We start from the raw sequence: 18,135 nt of genomic DNA, 5'->3' as shown, positions 1-18,135 counted from the left end.
GCTATATTTGAAAGAATGCGAATGGCGTTTTAATCACAGTGACTTAAAATCTCAAATATTCCTTTTAAAACAATTGGTTAAAGGGGGTTTAGGTTAGTTATCTAGGACAGCCCCTAAAATAATGTCATTTTTTGCATTTAGATAACCTTGTAATGGCACTCAAAAAAAACGAACTCTATGCCTCACTGTGGGCAAGCTGTGATGAACTGCGTGGCGGTATGGACGCCAGCCTTTATAAAGACTATGTCTTGACCTTATTGTTTTTAAAATACATTTCCGACAAAGCCCATCTTGGCAATGCCACCCATTGAGCTACCTAATGGCACGCATTTTGATGATATTGTTAAACTCAAAAACACCACCGACATTGGCAATCAATTAAACATTATCATCGCCAAAATTGCCGAAGCCAACGGCTCGCAGGGCGTGATTGATGTGGCGGACTTTAATAATGAAGACAAGCTGGGCAAAGGCAAAGAAATGGTCGAACGCCTAAGCAATCTTGTGGGCATTTTTGAACCCCTTGATATGTCTGCCAATGGTATTGATGGCGATGATTTATTGGGCGATGCCTATGAATATTTGATGAAGCACTTTGCCACCGAATCGGGCAAATCCAAAGGGCAATTTTATACCCCTGCCGAAGTCTCTCGCATTATGGCAAAAATCATTGGCATAGACCCAAACAGCACCAGCTCGGTTACCGTCTATGACCCGACTTGTGGCTCGGGTTCATTGCTGTTAAAAGCGGTCAGCGTGGCAAACAACAGCTTATCCATCTACGGACAAGAAAAAGATGTCGCCACCGCCTCGCTTGCCATTATGAATATGATTTTGCACGCCAACGAAACTGCCGAAATCCGCACAGGCAACACGCTATCTGCTCCTGCTTTTATAGAAAACAGACGGCTCAAAACCTTTGATTTTGCCGTTGCCAATCCGCCTTTTTCGTCTAAAAACTGGACAAGCGGACTTAATCCTGCCAATGATGAATTTGAACGCTTTGCCTATGGTATACCGCCCGAGAAAAATGGCGATTATGCCTTTTTACTCCATTTATTAAAAAGCCTAAAATCCACAGGCAAAGGGGCGATTATTCTGCCACACGGTGTGCTGTTTCAGGGCAATGCCGAAAGCGTGATTCGCAAAGAACTCTTAAAACAAGGCATGATTAAAGGCATTATCGGCTTGCCTGCCAACTTATTTTATGGCACAGGCATTCCTGCGTGCATTATTGTGATTGACAAAGAACACGCCCAAGTCGCCCAAATAGACGATGACGATCAAATCATCGCAGGTCGCTCTGTCTTTATGATTGATGCGTCAGGCGATTTTATCAAAGATGGCAACAAAAACCGCCTACAAGAAAAAGACATTCACAAAATCGTGGATACTTTTATCCATCAAAAAACCATCGCTCATTACAGCCGTTTGGTGTCATTACAAGAGATTGCCAGCCAAGACTACAACCTAAATCTACCATGCTACATCACATCAGGACAGGCGGACGATATGCAGGATTTGCACGCCCATTTGTTAGGTGGTATTCCTGCCGATGATATTGATAACTTGGCTGAATTTTGGCAAGTTTTGACAAGGCTAAAAGATGAGCTATTGAGTTGACGGTCAGCGTTACCACGCCAAATTGCCTGCTGATGCGATTAAAGCCCATATTTTGGCACATCCGTCTTATCAAAATTTTGTGGAAACGACTTTACAGCATTTTAAAAATTGGCAAAGCAACAACGATTTAACCCAAATCGCCCAAAACGACCGCCCCAAAGTATTGATTGAACAATGGAGCGAAAGCCTGTTAAGTACTTTTTCAGGCAGCCTGCTGGTAGAAAATTATGATGTCTATCAAATCCTAATGGACTATTGGGCAAACACAATGCAAGATGATGTCTATCTGATTGCAGGCGAGGGCTGGGCATTAAATGGCAAATTATTGCGTGAAATCATCGTCAAAAAAGACAAAGACGGCAAAAAACAAAAAACCGAACCACACGATTTGCTGATAAACAAAATCAAATACAAAGCCGAACTGATACCGCCCCATCTTATTGCAAAGCGCTTTTTTGCTGATGATGTGGCAAACCTCAACCGTTTACAAAGCGAATTGGGCAATGCCAGTCAAGCCTTAGAAACCTTTTTGGAAGAACACAGCACAGAAAACAGCTTACTTGCCAATGCCTTTGATGATAAAGACAAAATCACGGTCAAAAGCCTAAAATCTGCCGAAAAACAAGCCGATAATGACGAAAAACAGGCAATCAAAACCGCATTAAAATTATTTGAAAATGAAAAGAAAGCCAAAGATGCCCTAAAAGTAGCCACTGAAAAATTGGATTTGGCGATTTTTACCCAATATGGCAAATTAAGCATTGATGACATCAAGTTGCTTGTGGTACAGGACAAATGGCTTGCCAACTTGGAGCGTGAACTGACCGCTCAAATGGAGCGAGCCATACAGACGCTGATTAGCCGTCTGCACACCCTAGAACAGCGTTATCACAGTCCGCTATCTGCTCTTACGGACGAAGTCGTCCATTGGGAAAACAAAGTCAATCAACATTTAAAAACAATGGGGCTAATCTAATGACAGCACAAGGTAAGGTGGGCTTAAGCCCACACCACAACACCAAAAACAACGAATGGGGCGATTTGCCTGATGGGTGGGAAGTAGTGAAGTTAGGGGATTTGGCAGAGATTGTTACTGGTGGTACGCCTAATACTACAAATAATGAGTTTTGGAATGGTGATACTGCTTGGATTACCCCAACAGACATTAAAGAAAATAAGGATATGTATTTTGGCGAACGCAATATTTCTGAAAAAGGTTTGAATGTGGTTAGAAAATTACCATTAAATTCCTTGCTTATAACTTGTATTGCAAGTATTGGAAAAAATGCTATTTTAAGAAATGGTGGTGCGTGCAATCAGCAAATTAACGCCATTATTCCTAATGATAATTTTGATATTGATTTTTTATATTATTTTTTTGAAAGTAAAAAAATAGAGTTGAGAAATATGGCAGGAGTAACAGCAACACCAATTATCTCAAAAGCATTATTTGCAACATTTCCAATTATTCACCCCCCCAAACCCGAACAAACCGCCATAGCCACCGTTTTATCGGATACGGATAAATTAATAGACAGCTTAACGGCATTGATTGCCAAAAAACAAGCAATTAAATCCGCTACAATGAGTCAATTATTAAGCGGACAAAAACGTCTGCCTGAACTTGCTAATCATTCAGACGGTACGCCAAAAACTTATATCCAAACTGATAATGGCAAAATCCCAGAGGATTGGGAAATGGCGAAGTTGGGGGAGATTTGTGAAATCTTTTTCAGGTAGCACGCCATCAACTTCTGTAAAAGAATATTATGGCGGTGATATTAAGTGGATAACATCGAGTGATTTAAATAAAGGCTTTATTTTTGATGTTAATGCTACTATTACCGAATTGGGATTACAAAATTCATCAGCAAAAAAAGTTAAAAAAGATACTTTATTGCTAGCTTTATATGGTGCGACAGCTGGTGTTGTTGGTATTACCAGAATTGATGCAACCATAAATCAAGCTATTTTGGCAATTATTCCAAAAAAGGATAGTTATTTGTTTTTATATTATTGGTTTTTATTAAACAAACAAAAAATAATAGATACTTATACACAAGGTGGGCAAGCTAATTTAAGTGGCGATAGTCGTTAATGCCTGTGCAAGCTATAACGGTCAGTACGAGGATAATATGGTTTATAAATTCTAAAATTTAAACGCCCTTTAATGATGGTTTAAAGGGCGTTTGTTTTAACATGCTAACCATAAAAATTAAGAAAATATAATACTGTTTAGCTTTCGCAGTTTTTTGGCTCGCTACATTCACCGCAAATGCAACTTTAGTGGAAAAAACACAATTTTCTGCATTTTTGCCTGAAATCAAGGCTTTCATTCAACAACATCAGGCTAAAAATATTATTGTTATTGGGGCTGAAACGCATATTTGTGTATTGCAAACGGTGTTAGATCTTTGCAAAAAAAATCTGAATGTCTATTTGCCGATTGAATGTGTTACTTCCCGTACTCTTGAAAATAAACAGAACGGCTTAATGCAAATGCAGCAAGTAGGGGCAATTATTAGTAATATTGAATCAATTTTATTTATGTTATTAAAAGATGCCAAGCACCCTGCTTTTAAAACGATTTCTACTTTAATTCGATAATTTTTATGAGTGCATAAAAAATAACCAATAAAATACGCTTATATTCACCCCCCCCTAATAACAACGTAATAATTTGATTTTATTGATTATTTATCATATCGTTATTCGTTACTTTAAGTTATTCACGCCTATTTTGAAAAATTATCACATCTTTATCCACAAATGGTGGGGATAACTCTTCGCTTTTCGATAGAGGTAAAATTCTTGGTTTAGCCATCGCAAAATTTAGGCTTATTTTGGTGAGAAAAAAATCAACAACTTGATCTTTATCCAGATCATTGCTCAAGAAAAAGATCGCATTTTTGGATCTGATTTACATCATTATTTTACAAGCTTCAGTACGGTTACCCACAACTTATACTATATAATTCCAAAAGTTATCCACAAAGTTATTCACAAGCGGTCATATTTTATGGATTTTTTGCAAATCACCCCAAAGTATGAAACAATTCCATTATTCTAAAATTTCATAAAATTAGGTGATCTAGTGATCGATTTCGATGGCTACCGCCCAAATGTTGGAATCGTCATCTGTAATAAGCACGGGCAAGTTCTGTGGGCAAGACGGTTTGGTCAAAACTCTTGGCAATTTCCGCAAGGCGGGATTAATGAGGGGGAAAACATTGAAACAGCAATGTACCGTGAGCTTTATGAAGAAGTCGGCTTAAGCAAGAAAGATGTACAATTGCTTTGGGCGTCTAAATATTGGCTAAAATATAAACTGCCAAAACGCTTGGTACGCAATGAGGGGTCAGGCCCTGTCTGTATCGGGCAGAAACAGCGTTGGTTTTTACTGCAACTGATTAGCGATGAGAGTTTAATTAACCTAAAAACCACGAAAAATCCGGAATTTGACGGCTGGCGTTGGGTAAGCTTTTGGTATCCTGTCCGACAAGTGGTTTCATTTAAGCGAGATGTTTATCGCAAAGCAATGAAAGAATTTGCACAGGTTCTGCAGAATAATATGCAAAAAAATACGGACAAACACTTGTGTTTGAACGTTGGCTTTGCCAACGGCTCCGAAGGAACGAGCGTAGCGAGTAATAATAGACTGCTTGAAAAATCTCGTACCGAGCGTGATGAAAAATTTACTCACACGCCTAAAAAATCCTTTCAGGACTCCGCCAAATCATATAAACGGGAAAATCGCAAACCGTATCGAAGTTGGCATCAACATAACCAAAAAGGAAAATAATAATGACTATTTTGTTAAGCTGCCTTTTTTTAGGGGTATTTGTTGGCTTTTTAGCTGGATTATTCGGCATTGGGGGCGGTTTGATTATTGTCCCAAGTTTGGTCTTTTTACTGCCAATGGCAGGTGTGCCGCCTGAATATATAATGTCCACCGCATTGGGCACATCGTTCTCTACCATCATTATTACTGCATTTTCGTCCGCTCAACGCCACCATAAATTAGGCAATGTTGATGTACAAACCAGTAAATCCTTTATTCCTGCATTAATGATCTCAGTATTTTTATCGGGCTTAGTGGTAAGCAAATTCGATCCGCAAATTATGTCGAAAATCTTTGCGGTAATGGTATTATATCTGGCTGGTAAAATGCTTTTCACCTTGAAAAGAGCCCCGAAAAATAAACCGCTTACCTTACAAACTACACTTGTAGGAGGGAGCGTGATTGGAGCTTTATCTAGTATGGCTGGCATTGCAGGTGGAGCATTTATTGTGCCGTTTTTAAGTGATCGTGGCTTAGACATCAAAAGAGCCATCGGTACATCGTCATTTTGTGGAGCATTTTTAGGTTTATCTGGCACAATCAGTTTTATTGTGAGCGGCTGGGGCTTAGAAGGAATGCCTGACTATTCATTAGGCTATGTTTATCTACCTGCACTACTTGGTATTACTGCCACGTCTTTTTTTACCTCAAAAATGGGAGCAAGTGCTGCCAATGCGTTACCTGTTCCGATGCTAAAAAAAGCCTTTGCAATGTTGCTTGTGGGTATCGCTATTAATATGTTTTTAAAATAAGGAAACTATGAACGAACAATTTATTCAATTTCCACAAATAAGCCCTATCGTTTTTGAAATTGGCCCGATTGCCCTACGTTGGTATGGCTTAATGTACTTAGCAGGTTTCGTTTTTGCTTACTGGCTCGGAATGAGACGAGCAAAAAATTCTAACGGTGTTTGGACAACCGAACAAGTCGATAGCCTAATCTACACTGGCTTCTGGGGCGTGGTATTAGGCGGACGCATTGGCGATGTTTTTTTCTATAACTTCGACCGTTTCTTGCAAGATCCACTCTATCTTTTCCGTATTTGGGAAGGCGGAATGTCGTTTCACGGCGGCTTAATTGGCGTGATTGTGGCGATGATTTGGGTTTCCTACCGTCAAAACCGTAGTTTCTGGCAAACCGCTGATTTTATCGCACCGCTCGTACCATTTGGGCTAGGAATGGGGCGTATCGGTAACTTTATTAACGATGAACTTTGGGGGCGTGAGACTAATGTGCCTTGGGCGGTATTATTCCCAAGCGGTGGCTATCTACCCCGGCACCCATCACAACTCTACGAAGCCTTTTTAGAAGGTGTGGTGTTATTGCTGATCCTCAACTGGTTCATCAAAAAACCTCGCCCAACAGGCTCTGTAGCCGGCTTATTTTTAATTGGCTATGGCACATTCCGCTTTATTGTGGAATATTTCCGAGAAATAGACCACAATGTAAACACTACGGCTGATTTAATCACTCGTGGGCAACTGCTCTCTTTACCGATGATTATCGGTGGAGCTTTGATTATGGCGTGGGCGTATAGAGTAAACAAAGTAAAATAATGACAAGCGGTCGAGAATGGCAAAAAATTTGCATAAAACGACCGCTTGTGTTTTTAAGGACATACTATGACCAAAAAATACAAAGTAATTGGTTTCGACTTAGACGGAACGCTAATTAATACCCTCCCCGATTTAACCCTAGTCGCAAATGCAATGTTTTTAGAAGCCGGCTTTCCAACGGTTACGCAAGAAAAAGTGCTGACTTGGATTGGCAAAGGCGGAGATATGTTCTTCCAAAATGCCATTGCTCACACGGGTAAAATTTTCCAAGCCGATGAATTAGTCAAAATGCGTATGAGCTTTGATAAATACTACGCTACCTATGTTTGCGAAGAAAGTACGCTCTTCCCCAATGTAAAAGAAACCTTAGAAACATTAAAAGCCAAAGGCTATCCGCTCGTTGTGATCACCAATAAGCCAACTAAATTAGTTGAGCCTGTACTTTCGGCTTTTGGCATCTACCACTTATTTGATGAAGCCTTAGGTGGGCAATCCCTGCCTAAAATTAAGCCACACCCAGACCCAATGTTCTTTATCTGCGAAAAATTTGGCATTACCCCGCAAGAACTGCTTTTTGTTGGCGACTCTGAAAATGATGTCATTGCAGCGAAATCCGCTGGTTGTGATGTAGTTGGTTTAACTTATGGTTATAACTACAATATCCCGATTGAGCAATCAGAGCCCACTTTTGTAACATCAGAATTTAAAGATGTGTTAAAGATTGTTGAAGGATAAAAGAAAATATTTGTTTTCTTTTTATCTTTATTTTAAAATTTTCCTCATCAAAATTTTAAAGGAGAAAAAGAATGCCAACAATCTCATTACGCCAAGTTGGCGGATCAGTGGCAATGGTTATTCCCCCAGCATTCTTACAAGCGTTGCAACTTTCTGTGGGCAGTAAAGTGGATTTATCCCTCAATGAAGACAAAATAGTGGTAAACCCTGTTCGTCCAAAAGTGAAGTACAGTTTAGACGAGTTATTAAATCAGTCCGATTTTGAGGCTGCAAGAACTGAAGAAAGCCAAGAGTGGTTATCAGCCCCTACGGCCGGGAATGAAATTCTATGAAACGTGGCGATATTTATTGGCTTGACCTTGATCCAACATTAGGACACGAACAAGCCGGTTTCCGCCCTGTCGTGATTGTATCGGCAACCGCATTTAATTTAGCCAGTAAATTACCTGTTGTTGTGCCTATTACAAACGGTGGAGCTTTCGCTGAACGACTAGGGTTTGCCGTTTCATTAAAAGAAGCTAACCTAAAAACAACGGGTATTGTACGTTGCGACCAACCTAGAACCGTAGATATTAGCCAGCGTAACGGAAAATTTATTGAAACATTGCCTGAAAATCTGCTAGATGAAGTAATGGCTCGGGTTTCAGTTATTTTTGAATAAGTTCTCAATAGCGGTTGTTTTCTTAATCTGTTTTGCAAAACGGTTAGAAAAAATAACCGCTTGCACTTTTATCCCATTTCAATAACCGTTAAGATAACCACATATTTTTCAATACAAAACGAGATTATAAAATGACCAAACCTATCGTATTTAGTGGCGTGCAGCCGTCTGGGGAATTAACTATTGGTAACTACTTAGGAGCGTTACGCAACTGGGTAAAAATGCAAGATGATTACGATTGTGTCTATTGCATTGTCGATCAGCACGCTATTACCGTGCGTCAAGATCCTGAAGCCTTGCGTAAATCCACCTTAGACGTGTTAGCTTTGTATTTAGCTTGTGGAATTGATCCGAGCAAAAGTACCATTTTTATTCAATCTCACGTCCCTGAACACGCTCAATTAGCGTGGGTGTTAAACTGTTACACTTACTTTGGCGAAATGGGGCGTATGACGCAATTCAAAGATAAATCAGCTCGCTACGAAGAAAATGTAAACGTCGGTTTATTTACTTACCCTGTGTTAATGGCAGCAGATATTTTACTTTATCAAACAAACCAAGTGCCAGTAGGCGATGATCAGAAGCAACATTTAGAAATCACCCGTGATATTGCTAACCGCTTCAATGCGTTATACGGCAAGAAAGATGCGGAAGGCAATGTGATTGAACCTGTATTCGCTGTGCCTGAAGTCTTTATTGCGAAGTCTGGGGCGAGAGTGATGTCATTACTTGAGCCAACCAAAAAAATGTCAAAGTCAGACGATAACCGCAATAACGTAATTGGTTTATTAGAAGATCCGAAAGCCGTTGCGAAAAAAATCAAACGTGCGATGACCGATGGCGATGAGCCACCTGTGGTGCGTTATGATGTACAAAATAAAGCGGGTGTATCTAACCTATTGGATATTCTCTCAGCGATTACAGGAAAAACCATTGCGGAGTTAGAAGCGGAATTTGAAGGTAAGATGTACGGTCATTTAAAAACTGAAGTGGCAGATAAAGTTTCTGAGCTTTTAACCAATCTACAAGAACGCTACCACCACTACCGCCAAAATGAAGCATTACTTGAACAAATTTATCGTGATGGTGCAGAAAAAGCACGCGCTCGTGCTAAGGCAACGTTAGATAAAGTGTATGAACTTGTGGGCTTTGTACGTTATTAATGCTGTACTATTTGTAAAACTATAGGGGCTAATTGCAATTAGCCCCTACGTTTATAATGCAGTTGTTTTTTCTAGTACAACTAGAGATTTACAAAAAATCTGCCAAAATTAACCGCTTGTAATTATTTACGAGCGTTATAAATCTTCATTGCTTCTGGCACAAGGAGAGCTAAATTCGCTTGGCGCTCCGCATTTGATGGGTGTGTTGAAAAAATCGATAAACCAGAATCTCCGTTTGCTTTGCTCATTTTAATCCACACATTTGGTGCGGCTGATGGATTATAGCCTGATTTTGCCATTAACATCAAACCCACTTCATCAGCTTCTGTTTCTTGACTACGAGAGAACGGTTTGGTTGCAATTAGATCTACGCCTGAGCTTAATAAACCTTCTGTACTCACACCTGTTGAAGCAGTTACTGCAATATCTGCAATCGCTCCTACAATACCGCTAATCATTGTTACTGTACGGTCAGATTTACTATGTTCTTTTAAGGCGTGGGCCATCTCGTGTCCCATTACTACCGCAATTTCATCATTAGATAAATTCAGTCTTTCCACTAAACCTGTGTAGAATGCCATTTTACCGCCCGGCATTGCCCACGCATTGAGTTCATCAGATTTTAAAACCGTGATTTCCCAATGGAAAGGTACGCCCGTTTCATTTGACTGCTCCGCATAAGGCTTCATTTTATGAAATACCGCATGTACACGTTTTGCCGTAGAAGATGTTGTATCGATGGCATTTTGCTGGCGGGCTTGCGATTTAACCTGTGCATAACTTTGTGCCGCTTCTTGGTTAATACTTTCTGTTGTCGCACAAGAAACCACCGCAGTGGCTACAAAAACTGAAAGACCTAATTTTTTAATAAAATTCATATCGATTTCTCACAAAAATGCCAAACAAATCTGCTTGGCATTCAGATCAAAAATTATTTTTTAGCACGCTCGAAAGATTCTAAGATTTCTTGGCGGGCTTCGTTTACATCGCCCCAACCTTCAACTTTCACCCACTTGCCTGCTTCTAATGCTTTATAGCTTTCAAAGAAGTGTTGGATTTGTGCTTTTAATAATGCCGGTAAATCACCCACATCTTTAATGTGGTCGTACTCTTTGCTTAATTTAGTGTGTGGCACAGCAACCACTTTGGCATCACCACCCGCTTCGTCAGTCATTTTTAACACGCCAACCGGACGGCAACGGATTACAGAACCCGGTTGTAGTGGGTATGGTGTTGGTACTAATACATCTACCGGGTCGCCATCAGACGATAAGGTGTTATTCACATAGCCATAGTTTGCTGGATAGAACATTGCTGTTGCCATAAAGCGATCTACAAATAATGCGCCTGTTTCTTTGTCCACTTCATATTTGATTGGATCTGAATTTGCAGGGATTTCAATAACAACATAAATATCATCTGGTAACTCTTTACCAGCCGGAACTAATTCTAAGCCCATTTTGGTTTCCTTCTAAAATTGATGGTTAAATAAACGGCGTGATTATAGCTTATTTTCAGAAAAAGATAAAAGCCCGTTTGTATTTTGTATCAAACTGTTTAATTTTCCGTAAAATTGCTTATAAAACATACACTTAACACTATTTAAATAAAAAAAACTTGCTAAACTTTCAAAAATCCGTATGATATGCCCTCGTTACGCAAGATTATGGGTCATTAGCTCAGTCGGTAGAGCAGCGGACTTTTAATCCGTTGGTCGAAGGTTCGAATCCTTCATGACCCACCATTTAATCTTCAAAACACCTCTTTGGGTCATTAGCTCAGTCGGTAGAGCAGCGGACTTTTAATCCGTTGGTCGAAGGTTCGAATCCTTCATGACCCACCATTTAAATTTCAAAATCCCTCTTGGGTCATTAGCTCAGTCGGTAGAGCAGCGGACTTTTAATCCGTTGGTCGAAGGTTCGAATCCTTCATGACCCACCATTTATTCAAATCACATTTGCAAATTTTTCTGAAAAAACGACCGCTTTATAGTAGAATTTAACTCGTTTTTACTTAACTATTATTCAATTTCAATGTTAAAAAAAATCCTTATTGCATTAGGTTTAGCTGGAGTTATCGCCTGTGGTGGCTTATTTTACGGCTACCAAAAATTAAACTCGTTGGCAGAGCACCAAATCACGACACAACCAGACCAACTTTTCGTACTGGAACGAGGCGTTTCTAGCCAAAAACTTGCTACTCTATTAGAAGAGCAAGGCATTGTTACCCACGATGATGCCGATCTCCTCCCCTATTTGATGCGTCTATACCCAGAATTAAGCAAATTCAAAGCAGGTACTTATTCATTAAATGGTTTAACTACGGTAAAAGATTTACTTGCCCATTTAAGTTCGGGTAAAGAAGTGCAACTTAACGTTCAGCTTATTGAAGGTAGAACCTTCAAAGCGTGGCGTGAACAACTTACTCAAGCGAAATATCTACAACAAACACTAAAAGATAAATCAGAAAAAGAGATCGCAGAATTGCTTGATATTCCACACGAAAAAATGGAAGGCTGGATTGCTCCCGATACTTACAGCTACACGCCAAATTCCACCGATTTAGCACTACTCAAACGAGCTTACCAAAAGCAAAAAACAACGTTAGAACAGGCGTGGCAAAATAGAGCAGAAAATCTACCGCTTGCAAATCCGTATGAGATGTTAATTCTTGCCTCTATTGTGGAGAAAGAAACTGGCATTGCAAGCGAACGCTCCCAGGTAGCTTCTGTGTTTATTAACCGCCTACGCATTAAAATGCGTCTGCAGACCGATCCAACCGTAATTTATGGTATGGGCGACAGCTATGATGGCAATATTCGCCGTAAAGATTTAGAGGAATATACGCCATACAACACTTACCAAATCGATGGATTGCCTCCAACACCTATTACAATGCCGAGCGAGGCTTCAATCAAAGCAGTGGCAAACCCGGATAACACGTCATATTTATACTTTGTGGCAGATGGCACAGGCGGGCACAAATTCAGCCGAACGTTGAGTGAGCATAATAAAGCTGTGCAAGAATGGATTCAAATTGAACGCAAACGCAAAAATGAACAAAAATAGTGAGAACAATATGCGTGGAAAATTTATTGTGATTGAAGGCTTAGAAGGTGCAGGCAAAACCACCGCCCATCAAGTAATTTTAAAAGAGTTAGAGCAAGCAGGCATTAAAGATGTTGTGATGACTCGTGAGCCGGGCGGCACTCCCCTTGCGGAAAAACTTCGCCATTTAATTAAGCACGAAACCGAAGAGCCTGTAACCGATAAAGCGGAATTATTAATGCTCTATGCAGCCCGTGTTCAACTGGTGGAAAATGTGATCAAACCTGCTCTTGCTGAAGGTAAATGGGTGCTAGGAGACCGCCACGATATGTCTTCCCAAGCCTATCAAGGCGGTGGACGTAAGTTGGATCGTCACTTACTCGAAACCTTAAAAGAATCGGTACTCGGCACATTCGAGCCAGATTTAACGATTTATCTCGATCTCGATCCGGTGATTGGTTTAGAAAGAGCCAGAGGCAGAGGCGAATTAGACCGCATCGAACAGCAAAGCCTTGACTTCTTCTACCGCACACGAGAGCGTTATTTAGAATTAACCCAACACAACGATAAAGCCGTGATCATCAATGCCGAACAACCCATCGAACAGGTGACTGCGGATATTCAACAAGTAATTAGAAACTGGCTGAAATAATGTACCCTTGGCTCGAAAGCACTTATCAACAACTTACCGATTCATTTTTACAGGGGCGAGGTCATCACGCCTTACTGTTCAAAACAGATGTTGGTCTTGGTACAGACACCTTAATCTACAAGGTGGCTGAATGGTTGCTTTGCAGCCAAAAACTCCGCCATCAACCTTGTCTTGAATGCAAAAGTTGCCTGCTTATGCAAAGCAACAACCACCCCGATTTCCACATTCTTGAGCCGATTGAAGACAAAGATATTGGTATCGACCAAGTGCGTGAGTTGATTTATAAACTCCAGAATTTCGCCCAACAAGGGGGAAATACGGTCGTTTATATTCGAGGAGTTGATCGTTTAACCGAGGCAAGCAGTAATGCCCTGCTCAAAACCTTGGAAGAGCCACGTGAAAACGTCTATTTCTTGCTCGAAGCACCGCTTCAAGCAACAGTTTTAGCTACCATTCAAAGCCGCAGCCAAACTTGGGTACTTTACGCCCCACAAGCCTCAGAAGTAATGGCTTGGCTACAAACACAATTTCCGGCAATCTCAACCGACGACTTAGAGATTGCACTCCGCCTTTGCCACTCACGCCCACTAATTTGCAAAAATTTTATCGAAAATGACCGCTTGCAACAGCGAAAAACCTTTTTGCAAACCTTCTGGCGTTTCTACAAAAGCCGAGATGTGGTGCTGCTTTTCCAAGCCTTTGATAAAGAAAAAGAAGATATTTTACAACAACTCGAATGGCTCGAAAGTTTCTTCAACGATGCCCTCAAAGCCAAAATGAACATCACACAAGGTTGGATCAACCCAGATCTGCAAAACGGCATTATCCCTTTCAGCCAACAGCTCACCGCTCACGGTTTACTGCAAGGGCAACAAATCCTCCACCAAACCCAGCGGGATTTAACCGAAATCAACGCTGTCAACCCGGAATTGATGTTGCTAGATTGCCTAACGAAGTTGGTTTTGGTGTTTGAGTAAAAGCCCTCCCTCATAGAAGGTAGCTTTTAATTAGCCGTAAAAAGAGGCTTCTAGCCCTGTAATATAGTTTATAACTTGCAAAATTATTTATCTTTGTTATTGTATGAATAATTCACACAAGGAGAATATTATGGCAAGAACAACCAGCGTGACTTTAGGCGAACCTTTAAATGATTTTGTGAATGAAATGGTGGCAAGTGGGCGTTATGGCTCTACCAGTGAAGTAGTGAGAACCGCTTTACGAATGCTTGAGGAAAAAGAGCAATACTTAGCTCAGTTGCGACAAGCCATTGATGATGGTGATGCTAGTGGTTATGCAACCGAAACGATTGATGAAATGATGTTGAGAGTAAAGGCGGAACTTAATGTATAAACTTTCTGCTCAAGCACTCCGAGATCAAGAGAAACTTTTTCGTTACAGTATCTCTCAATTTGGTGTTCAACAAACAGAATCTTATTTTGCAGATCTAAAGCATATTTTGAATTTATTAGCTGATTTTCCAACAATGGGAACTTCTGCGGAACATATTCGTGGTGGCTTGCGAATGCACACACATCAATCTCATACAATTTATTATCGAATAAAAGCAGATCATATATTTATTGTTCGCATCTTACATAACCAAATGAATCATAAACGCTATATTTAGAAAAATGAAAGACTTATTTATCATAGACTCACATTGTCATCTAGATTCTCTAGACTACGAAACCCGACATAAAAATATTGATGAAGTGATTGAAAATGCGAAAGCTCGTGGTGTTCATCATTTTCTTTCTGTTTGCACAACCGTTGGGCGTTTTGAAGCAATGAAAAACTTAACTGCTCATCGCAATGATGTCTCACTTTCTTGCGGCGTTCACCCATTAAACGTGGAAGATGAACCCTTTGATTACGATAAACTTTTTGAGTTTGCTCAAGATCCAAAAGTGGTGGCGATTGGCGAAACCGGCTTGGATTATCACTATACACCCGAAACCAAAGCATTACAGCAATCGCTCTTTGTTCAGCAAATTGATATTGCGAATAAGCTGAATAAACCGCTTATTATCCATACTCGTTCTGCCCGTGAAGATACAATGGATATGCTAGAACAAAACAATGCTGAAAAATGCGGGGGTGTTTTGCACTGCTTCACCGAAGATTGGACAATGGCAAAGCGTGCCCTAGATATTGGCTTTTATATTTCAATTTCAGGTATTATCACGTTCCGCAATGCGGAAGAATTGCGAGATGTAGTCAGAAAAGTGCCATTAGATCGTTTATTGGTAGAGACAGATTCACCTTACCTCTCTCCTATTCCTTATCGAGGAAAACCGAATCAGCCCGCTTATGTGCGAGAAACCTGTGAATACGTTGCGACATTAAAAGGGGTCTCAACAGAAAAATTCGCTCGCATTACAACGGAAAATGTGCAAAACTTATTTAAAATTCAATTATAAGGAACAGAATATGAGAACTATGCTCAAATATTTTCTAATTTTAGTCTCACTTGCCTTTTTTATTGTGTTAGGCGGTGCAGTGAATTATGCGATGCCAAGCTATGAAGAAACGCTGGTAACAGGAATGGAAGTTCGCCGAATGGATAAAGATGGCATTATCAGCAAAGCAAACCCGGCTGATGGTCAAGTGCGTGATGTTTACTTCCTCTTTACCGAAGACCCCGAAACGAAAAAAGTGATGGTTTACCGCAACGAAGACACAGGCTGGGGTTTACCACCTTACTTCAAATTCGGCTCTGCAGATATTCAAGCAAAAGCACAAGCCTACGCAAATGAGAAGCAACGTGTACAAATCAAATACTATGGCTGGCGTATTAACTGGCTAAATGAATTTAGAAATATTGTTTCTATCAAGCCATTAGCCGAAGCGGAAACGGTAAGTAAACCGATTATGAGCTATATACTTTATGCCGTACTCGCTTTCTTATTCTTCCTCTCAGTACAATTTATTCGCGGTATCTTTAAAGATTAAGCCAATTAAACCTTTGACAAACGGTTCGATTTTGTAAAAAATTGAACCGTTTTCTTTTTATCATAAATATCAAATGACTTACTATTTTATTGCCGATCTGCACTTAAACGAAAATCAGCCTGAAATCACCCACCTCTTTTTGCAATTTATGCAAGAAAAAGCACCGCTTGCAGAAGCGGTTTATATCTTAGGCGATCTGTTTGATTTCTGGATTGGTGATGATGAAGAATCTGAACTTATTTCGACCGCTAAAAATGCGATTAAAACTCTCACTGCAAGCGGTACAAAATGCTATTTTATTTGCGGAAATCGTGATTTTTTAATTGGAAAACGCTTTAGCGAACAGACAGGTATGATTATTTTACCTGATTACTACGTTATTGATTTATTCGGTACGCCAACCTTACTCTGTCACGGCGATACACTTTGTACTGATGATGTGAAATATCAACAATTCCGTAAAAAAGTCCACCAAAAATGGCGACAAGCTATCTTTTTGATGTTTCCACTTTCTTGGCGAATTCGCATTGCGGAGAAAATCCGCTCTAAAAGCAAACAAGAAAAGCGTGATAAATCCGCTGAAATTATGGACGTAAATGCCGAATTTACCACTCAAATTGTATCCAAATTCAACACAACTCAACTTATACACGGACATACCCATCGCCAAGCAGTTCATCAGCATAATGGATTTACACGCATTGTATTGGGCGACTGGAAAGAAGATTACGCTTCTATTTTAAGCGTAACCCAACAAGGAGCAGAATTTATATGATTGATGTCATTATTCCTTGCTACAACTCTGAAAAAACGCTTGTTCGTGCCGTCCAAAGTGTACTAAATCAGCCTGAGTTAAATTTACTATGGCTTATTGATGATGCTTCAACGGATAATACGCTTGCTTTAGCCAAACACTTACAAGCTCAAGTACCCGATAAAATTAGGGTGGAGAGAATGCCTCAAAATGGTGGTGTAGCAAAAGCTCGTAACTGGGAAGCATTACAAAGCGAAGCAGCTCTAATCGCCTTTTTAGATGCAGATGATGCCTACGAAAACGGAGCATTACAAGTAGCTGAAAAGATTTTTGAATTCAAACCTGAAACAGCGTTAGTTCGCCTTGCATTAAAGGCAATTAACTTAGATGAACGCTACAGCTCTCATCCCAATTCTGATTTAGCTTGGCAGCATATGCGAATGACCTGTGGAGGAAATGTAGTGTTCCGTCGTTCATTTTCTTAGCTTGTGGTGGCTTTCCACAACATCAACTCTTTAGAGAATTAGGCGGAGAAGATGGAGCATTAGGCATAGCCACTACACAAATTAGTTCTGTAGCGACTGAGTTCAATGATGTGGGCGTGTTACATTACTGTCGAGAAGGTATGCACGCAGAAAGATTATTAATATGCGATTTTATTTAACGAAAAAGATTCTAATATTACTGAAGAAAAAATTCAGCAAGCTAATCTAATTACAGAAACCATCACTAATAACATTAAAAGCTCGCAAATCTGCCTTAATAGTAAAGATATTGGTATTAAGCCTTATACTCTGGAATGGAGCTAAATAACTAGCTGATTCGTAAATTTTTCTCTAAAAAACAACCGCTTGTAGCCCTAGAATTTAGCTTTCCTATTTCTCTCTGCAAGCGGTCATTTTCCTTCACTTTTCTACAACATTAAATTTGAAACTTAAAATTTAAACATCCACAACACCATTAAATAGCAAAAACCCCTTAAGTATCTCTACTTAAGGGGGTTCCTAAATTAATAACCCGACGAGGCTCTACTCTCACATGGCGAATCACCACACTACCATCGACGTTACTGCGTTTTACTTCTGAGTTCGGTATGGAGTCAGGTAGAACCACAGCACTATGGTCGTCGGGAAAATCTTGTTGATTTTCT

Annotated in this window: 22 protein-coding genes, 3 tRNA genes, 1 rRNA gene and 3 pseudogenes; 26 read left to right on the top strand and 3 right to left on the bottom strand. The window is 40.0% G+C overall.

Annotated features, from left to right (window positions below; all coding sequences use genetic code 11):
• The 14 genes and pseudogenes from ACERCF_RS11300 to trpS all read left to right on the top strand — a co-directional run.
• Positions 1-97, top strand: a pseudogene (locus tag ACERCF_RS11300) (IS1595 family transposase); the annotation flags it as partial.
• A gap of 55 nt (positions 98-152) precedes the next feature.
• Positions 153-311: a type I restriction-modification system subunit M N-terminal domain-containing protein gene (locus ACERCF_RS11295; protein ID WP_373625632.1), complete on the top strand. Its 159-nt coding sequence runs from the start codon at positions 153-155 to the stop codon at positions 309-311.
• Entirely contained in the window at positions 298-1,623 is a 1,326-nt protein-coding gene (locus tag ACERCF_RS11290) for a type I restriction-modification system subunit M (RefSeq protein ID WP_373625631.1), read from the top strand. The genes ACERCF_RS11295 and ACERCF_RS11290 overlap by 14 nt, the downstream gene beginning before the upstream one ends.
• Before the next feature lie 79 nt (positions 1,624-1,702).
• A complete protein-coding gene (locus tag ACERCF_RS11285; RefSeq protein WP_373625629.1) occupies positions 1,703-2,599 on the top strand; it encodes a hypothetical protein in 897 nt (298 codons plus the stop codon).
• Positions 2,599-3,363 carry a restriction endonuclease subunit S gene (locus ACERCF_RS11280; RefSeq protein ID WP_373625628.1) on the top strand — a complete coding sequence of 255 codons (765 nt, stop codon included), beginning with the start codon at positions 2,599-2,601 and terminating at the stop codon, positions 3,361-3,363. Before ACERCF_RS11285 ends, ACERCF_RS11280 begins: the two co-directional genes overlap by 1 nt.
• A complete protein-coding gene (locus ACERCF_RS11275; protein ID WP_373625627.1) occupies positions 3,344-3,721 on the top strand; it encodes a restriction endonuclease subunit S in 378 nt (125 codons plus the stop codon). The genes ACERCF_RS11280 and ACERCF_RS11275 overlap by 20 nt, the downstream gene beginning before the upstream one ends.
• Positions 3,722-3,906: 185 nt before the next feature.
• Positions 3,907-4,230 (top strand): annotated as a pseudogene (locus ACERCF_RS11270) (isochorismatase family protein); the annotation flags it as partial.
• A 487-nt stretch (positions 4,231-4,717) separates the two neighbouring features.
• Positions 4,718-5,425 (top strand): RNA pyrophosphohydrolase, encoded by a 708-nt coding sequence (gene rppH / locus ACERCF_RS11265; protein WP_373625626.1) that lies wholly within the window; start codon positions 4,718-4,720, stop codon positions 5,423-5,425.
• A gap of 2 nt (positions 5,426-5,427) precedes the next feature.
• Positions 5,428-6,216: a sulfite exporter TauE/SafE family protein gene (locus ACERCF_RS11260; RefSeq protein ID WP_373625625.1), complete on the top strand. Its 789-nt coding sequence runs from the start codon at positions 5,428-5,430 to the stop codon at positions 6,214-6,216.
• A gap of 7 nt (positions 6,217-6,223) precedes the next feature.
• Positions 6,224-7,021, top strand: a complete 798-nt coding sequence (gene lgt / locus ACERCF_RS11255) for a prolipoprotein diacylglyceryl transferase (protein ID WP_373611374.1) — start codon at positions 6,224-6,226, stop codon at positions 7,019-7,021.
• A 66-nt stretch (positions 7,022-7,087) separates the two neighbouring features.
• Positions 7,088-7,756 (top strand): phosphoglycolate phosphatase, encoded by a 669-nt coding sequence (locus ACERCF_RS11250; RefSeq protein WP_373625624.1) that lies wholly within the window; start codon positions 7,088-7,090, stop codon positions 7,754-7,756.
• A gap of 71 nt (positions 7,757-7,827) precedes the next feature.
• Positions 7,828-8,088, top strand: coding sequence for an AbrB/MazE/SpoVT family DNA-binding domain-containing protein (locus ACERCF_RS11245; RefSeq protein ID WP_373625623.1), 261 nt, complete (start codon positions 7,828-7,830; stop codon positions 8,086-8,088).
• Positions 8,085-8,417 (top strand): type II toxin-antitoxin system PemK/MazF family toxin, encoded by a 333-nt coding sequence (locus ACERCF_RS11240; RefSeq protein ID WP_373625622.1) that lies wholly within the window; start codon positions 8,085-8,087, stop codon positions 8,415-8,417. Before ACERCF_RS11245 ends, ACERCF_RS11240 begins: the two co-directional genes overlap by 4 nt.
• A 131-nt stretch (positions 8,418-8,548) precedes the next feature.
• Positions 8,549-9,580 (top strand): tryptophan--tRNA ligase, encoded by a 1,032-nt coding sequence (gene trpS / locus ACERCF_RS11235; RefSeq protein WP_373625621.1) that lies wholly within the window; start codon positions 8,549-8,551, stop codon positions 9,578-9,580.
• 122 nt (positions 9,581-9,702) lie between these two features.
• Here the strand turns inward: trpS and ACERCF_RS11230 are convergent, their stop codons facing one another.
• Positions 9,703-10,458 (bottom strand): M48 family metallopeptidase, encoded by a 756-nt coding sequence (locus ACERCF_RS11230; RefSeq protein ID WP_373611379.1) that lies wholly within the window; start codon positions 10,456-10,458, stop codon positions 9,703-9,705.
• A 53-nt stretch (positions 10,459-10,511) separates the two neighbouring features.
• A complete protein-coding gene (gene ppa / locus ACERCF_RS11225; protein ID WP_006248512.1) occupies positions 10,512-11,039 on the bottom strand; it encodes an inorganic diphosphatase in 528 nt (175 codons plus the stop codon).
• A 209-nt stretch (positions 11,040-11,248) separates the two neighbouring features.
• Here ppa and ACERCF_RS11220 point away from each other — a divergent pair.
• From ACERCF_RS11220 to ACERCF_RS11165, 12 genes and pseudogenes are all read left to right on the top strand, one after another.
• Positions 11,249-11,324 (top strand) — tRNA-Lys (locus ACERCF_RS11220).
• 23 nt (positions 11,325-11,347) lie between these two features.
• A tRNA-Lys gene (locus ACERCF_RS11215) sits at positions 11,348-11,423 on the top strand.
• A gap of 22 nt (positions 11,424-11,445) precedes the next feature.
• Positions 11,446-11,521: transfer RNA gene (locus tag ACERCF_RS11210), tRNA-Lys, on the top strand.
• Positions 11,522-11,613: 92 nt separating this feature from the next.
• On the top strand, positions 11,614-12,648 hold the full coding sequence (gene mltG / locus ACERCF_RS11205) for an endolytic transglycosylase MltG (RefSeq protein ID WP_373625620.1): 1,035 nt from the start codon (positions 11,614-11,616) through the stop codon (positions 12,646-12,648).
• 10 nt (positions 12,649-12,658) lie between these two features.
• Positions 12,659-13,279 carry a dTMP kinase gene (tmk, locus tag ACERCF_RS11200; RefSeq protein ID WP_373625619.1) on the top strand — a complete coding sequence of 207 codons (621 nt, stop codon included), beginning with the start codon at positions 12,659-12,661 and terminating at the stop codon, positions 13,277-13,279.
• Positions 13,279-14,256: a DNA polymerase III subunit delta' gene (locus ACERCF_RS11195; protein ID WP_373625618.1), complete on the top strand. Its 978-nt coding sequence runs from the start codon at positions 13,279-13,281 to the stop codon at positions 14,254-14,256. Before tmk ends, ACERCF_RS11195 begins: the two co-directional genes overlap by 1 nt.
• Positions 14,257-14,386: 130 nt before the next feature.
• Positions 14,387-14,629, top strand: coding sequence for a type II toxin-antitoxin system ParD family antitoxin (locus tag ACERCF_RS11190; RefSeq protein WP_006248506.1), 243 nt, complete (start codon positions 14,387-14,389; stop codon positions 14,627-14,629).
• The gene (locus tag ACERCF_RS11185) at positions 14,622-14,906 is read left to right on the top strand and encodes a type II toxin-antitoxin system RelE/ParE family toxin (RefSeq protein ID WP_006251108.1); all 285 of its coding nucleotides are present in this window, start codon (positions 14,622-14,624) and stop codon (positions 14,904-14,906) included. The genes ACERCF_RS11190 and ACERCF_RS11185 overlap by 8 nt, the downstream gene beginning before the upstream one ends.
• 4 nt (positions 14,907-14,910) lie before the next feature.
• The gene (locus ACERCF_RS11180; protein WP_373625617.1) at positions 14,911-15,699 is read left to right on the top strand and encodes a TatD family hydrolase; all 789 of its coding nucleotides are present in this window, start codon (positions 14,911-14,913) and stop codon (positions 15,697-15,699) included.
• Positions 15,700-15,709: 10 nt separating this feature from the next.
• Positions 15,710-16,231, top strand: coding sequence for a DUF1523 family protein (locus ACERCF_RS11175; protein ID WP_373625616.1), 522 nt, complete (start codon positions 15,710-15,712; stop codon positions 16,229-16,231).
• A gap of 73 nt (positions 16,232-16,304) precedes the next feature.
• Positions 16,305-17,006 carry a UDP-2,3-diacylglucosamine diphosphatase gene (lpxH, locus tag ACERCF_RS11170; RefSeq protein WP_373611385.1) on the top strand — a complete coding sequence of 234 codons (702 nt, stop codon included), beginning with the start codon at positions 16,305-16,307 and terminating at the stop codon, positions 17,004-17,006.
• Positions 17,003-17,794: pseudogene (locus tag ACERCF_RS11165) on the top strand (glycosyltransferase family 2 protein). The gene lpxH and the pseudogene ACERCF_RS11165 overlap by 4 nt, the downstream one beginning before the upstream one ends.
• 206 nt (positions 17,795-18,000) lie before the next feature.
• On the opposite strand, the gene rrf reads toward ACERCF_RS11165, so the two are convergent.
• Positions 18,001-18,116: ribosomal RNA gene (rrf, locus tag ACERCF_RS11160) — 5S ribosomal RNA — on the bottom strand.
• Positions 18,117-18,135: the final 19 nt, after the last annotated feature.

It is taken from the genome of Mannheimia kashgarensis, assembly GCF_041807705.1.
In the GTDB taxonomy this organism is placed as follows: domain Bacteria; phylum Pseudomonadota; class Gammaproteobacteria; order Enterobacterales; family Pasteurellaceae; genus Mannheimia.
This window is presented reverse-complemented; position numbering and strand designations above follow the sequence as displayed.

Bases quoted from the DNA above. Each gene is read 5' to 3' on its own strand.
- mltG (WP_373625620.1), top strand. From the start codon at position 11,614: ATGTTAAAAAAAATCCTTATTGCATTAGGTTTAGCTGGAGTTATCGCC.
- ACERCF_RS11180 (WP_373625617.1), top strand. From the start codon at position 14,911: ATGAAAGACTTATTTATCATAGACTCACATTGTCATCTAGATTCTCTA.
- ACERCF_RS11185 (WP_006251108.1), top strand. From the start codon at position 14,622: ATGTATAAACTTTCTGCTCAAGCACTCCGAGATCAAGAGAAACTTTTT.
- tmk (WP_373625619.1), top strand. From the start codon at position 12,659: ATGCGTGGAAAATTTATTGTGATTGAAGGCTTAGAAGGTGCAGGCAAA.
- ACERCF_RS11190 (WP_006248506.1), top strand. From the start codon at position 14,387: ATGGCAAGAACAACCAGCGTGACTTTAGGCGAACCTTTAAATGATTTT.
- ACERCF_RS11280 (WP_373625628.1), top strand. From the start codon at position 2,599: ATGACAGCACAAGGTAAGGTGGGCTTAAGCCCACACCACAACACCAAA.
- ACERCF_RS11295 (WP_373625632.1), top strand. From the start codon at position 153: ATGGCACTCAAAAAAAACGAACTCTATGCCTCACTGTGGGCAAGCTGT.
- lgt (WP_373611374.1), top strand. From the start codon at position 6,224: ATGAACGAACAATTTATTCAATTTCCACAAATAAGCCCTATCGTTTTT.
- ACERCF_RS11290 (WP_373625631.1), top strand. From the start codon at position 298: ATGCCACCCATTGAGCTACCTAATGGCACGCATTTTGATGATATTGTT.
- trpS (WP_373625621.1), top strand. From the start codon at position 8,549: ATGACCAAACCTATCGTATTTAGTGGCGTGCAGCCGTCTGGGGAATTA.
- ACERCF_RS11245 (WP_373625623.1), top strand. From the start codon at position 7,828: ATGCCAACAATCTCATTACGCCAAGTTGGCGGATCAGTGGCAATGGTT.
- ACERCF_RS11240 (WP_373625622.1), top strand. From the start codon at position 8,085: ATGAAACGTGGCGATATTTATTGGCTTGACCTTGATCCAACATTAGGA.
- ppa (WP_006248512.1), bottom strand. From the start codon at position 11,039: ATGGGCTTAGAATTAGTTCCGGCTGGTAAAGAGTTACCAGATGATATT.
- lpxH (WP_373611385.1), top strand. From the start codon at position 16,305: ATGACTTACTATTTTATTGCCGATCTGCACTTAAACGAAAATCAGCCT.
- ACERCF_RS11195 (WP_373625618.1), top strand. From the start codon at position 13,279: ATGTACCCTTGGCTCGAAAGCACTTATCAACAACTTACCGATTCATTT.
- ACERCF_RS11250 (WP_373625624.1), top strand. From the start codon at position 7,088: ATGACCAAAAAATACAAAGTAATTGGTTTCGACTTAGACGGAACGCTA.
- ACERCF_RS11230 (WP_373611379.1), bottom strand. From the start codon at position 10,458: ATGAATTTTATTAAAAAATTAGGTCTTTCAGTTTTTGTAGCCACTGCG.
- ACERCF_RS11260 (WP_373625625.1), top strand. From the start codon at position 5,428: ATGACTATTTTGTTAAGCTGCCTTTTTTTAGGGGTATTTGTTGGCTTT.
- ACERCF_RS11175 (WP_373625616.1), top strand. From the start codon at position 15,710: ATGAGAACTATGCTCAAATATTTTCTAATTTTAGTCTCACTTGCCTTT.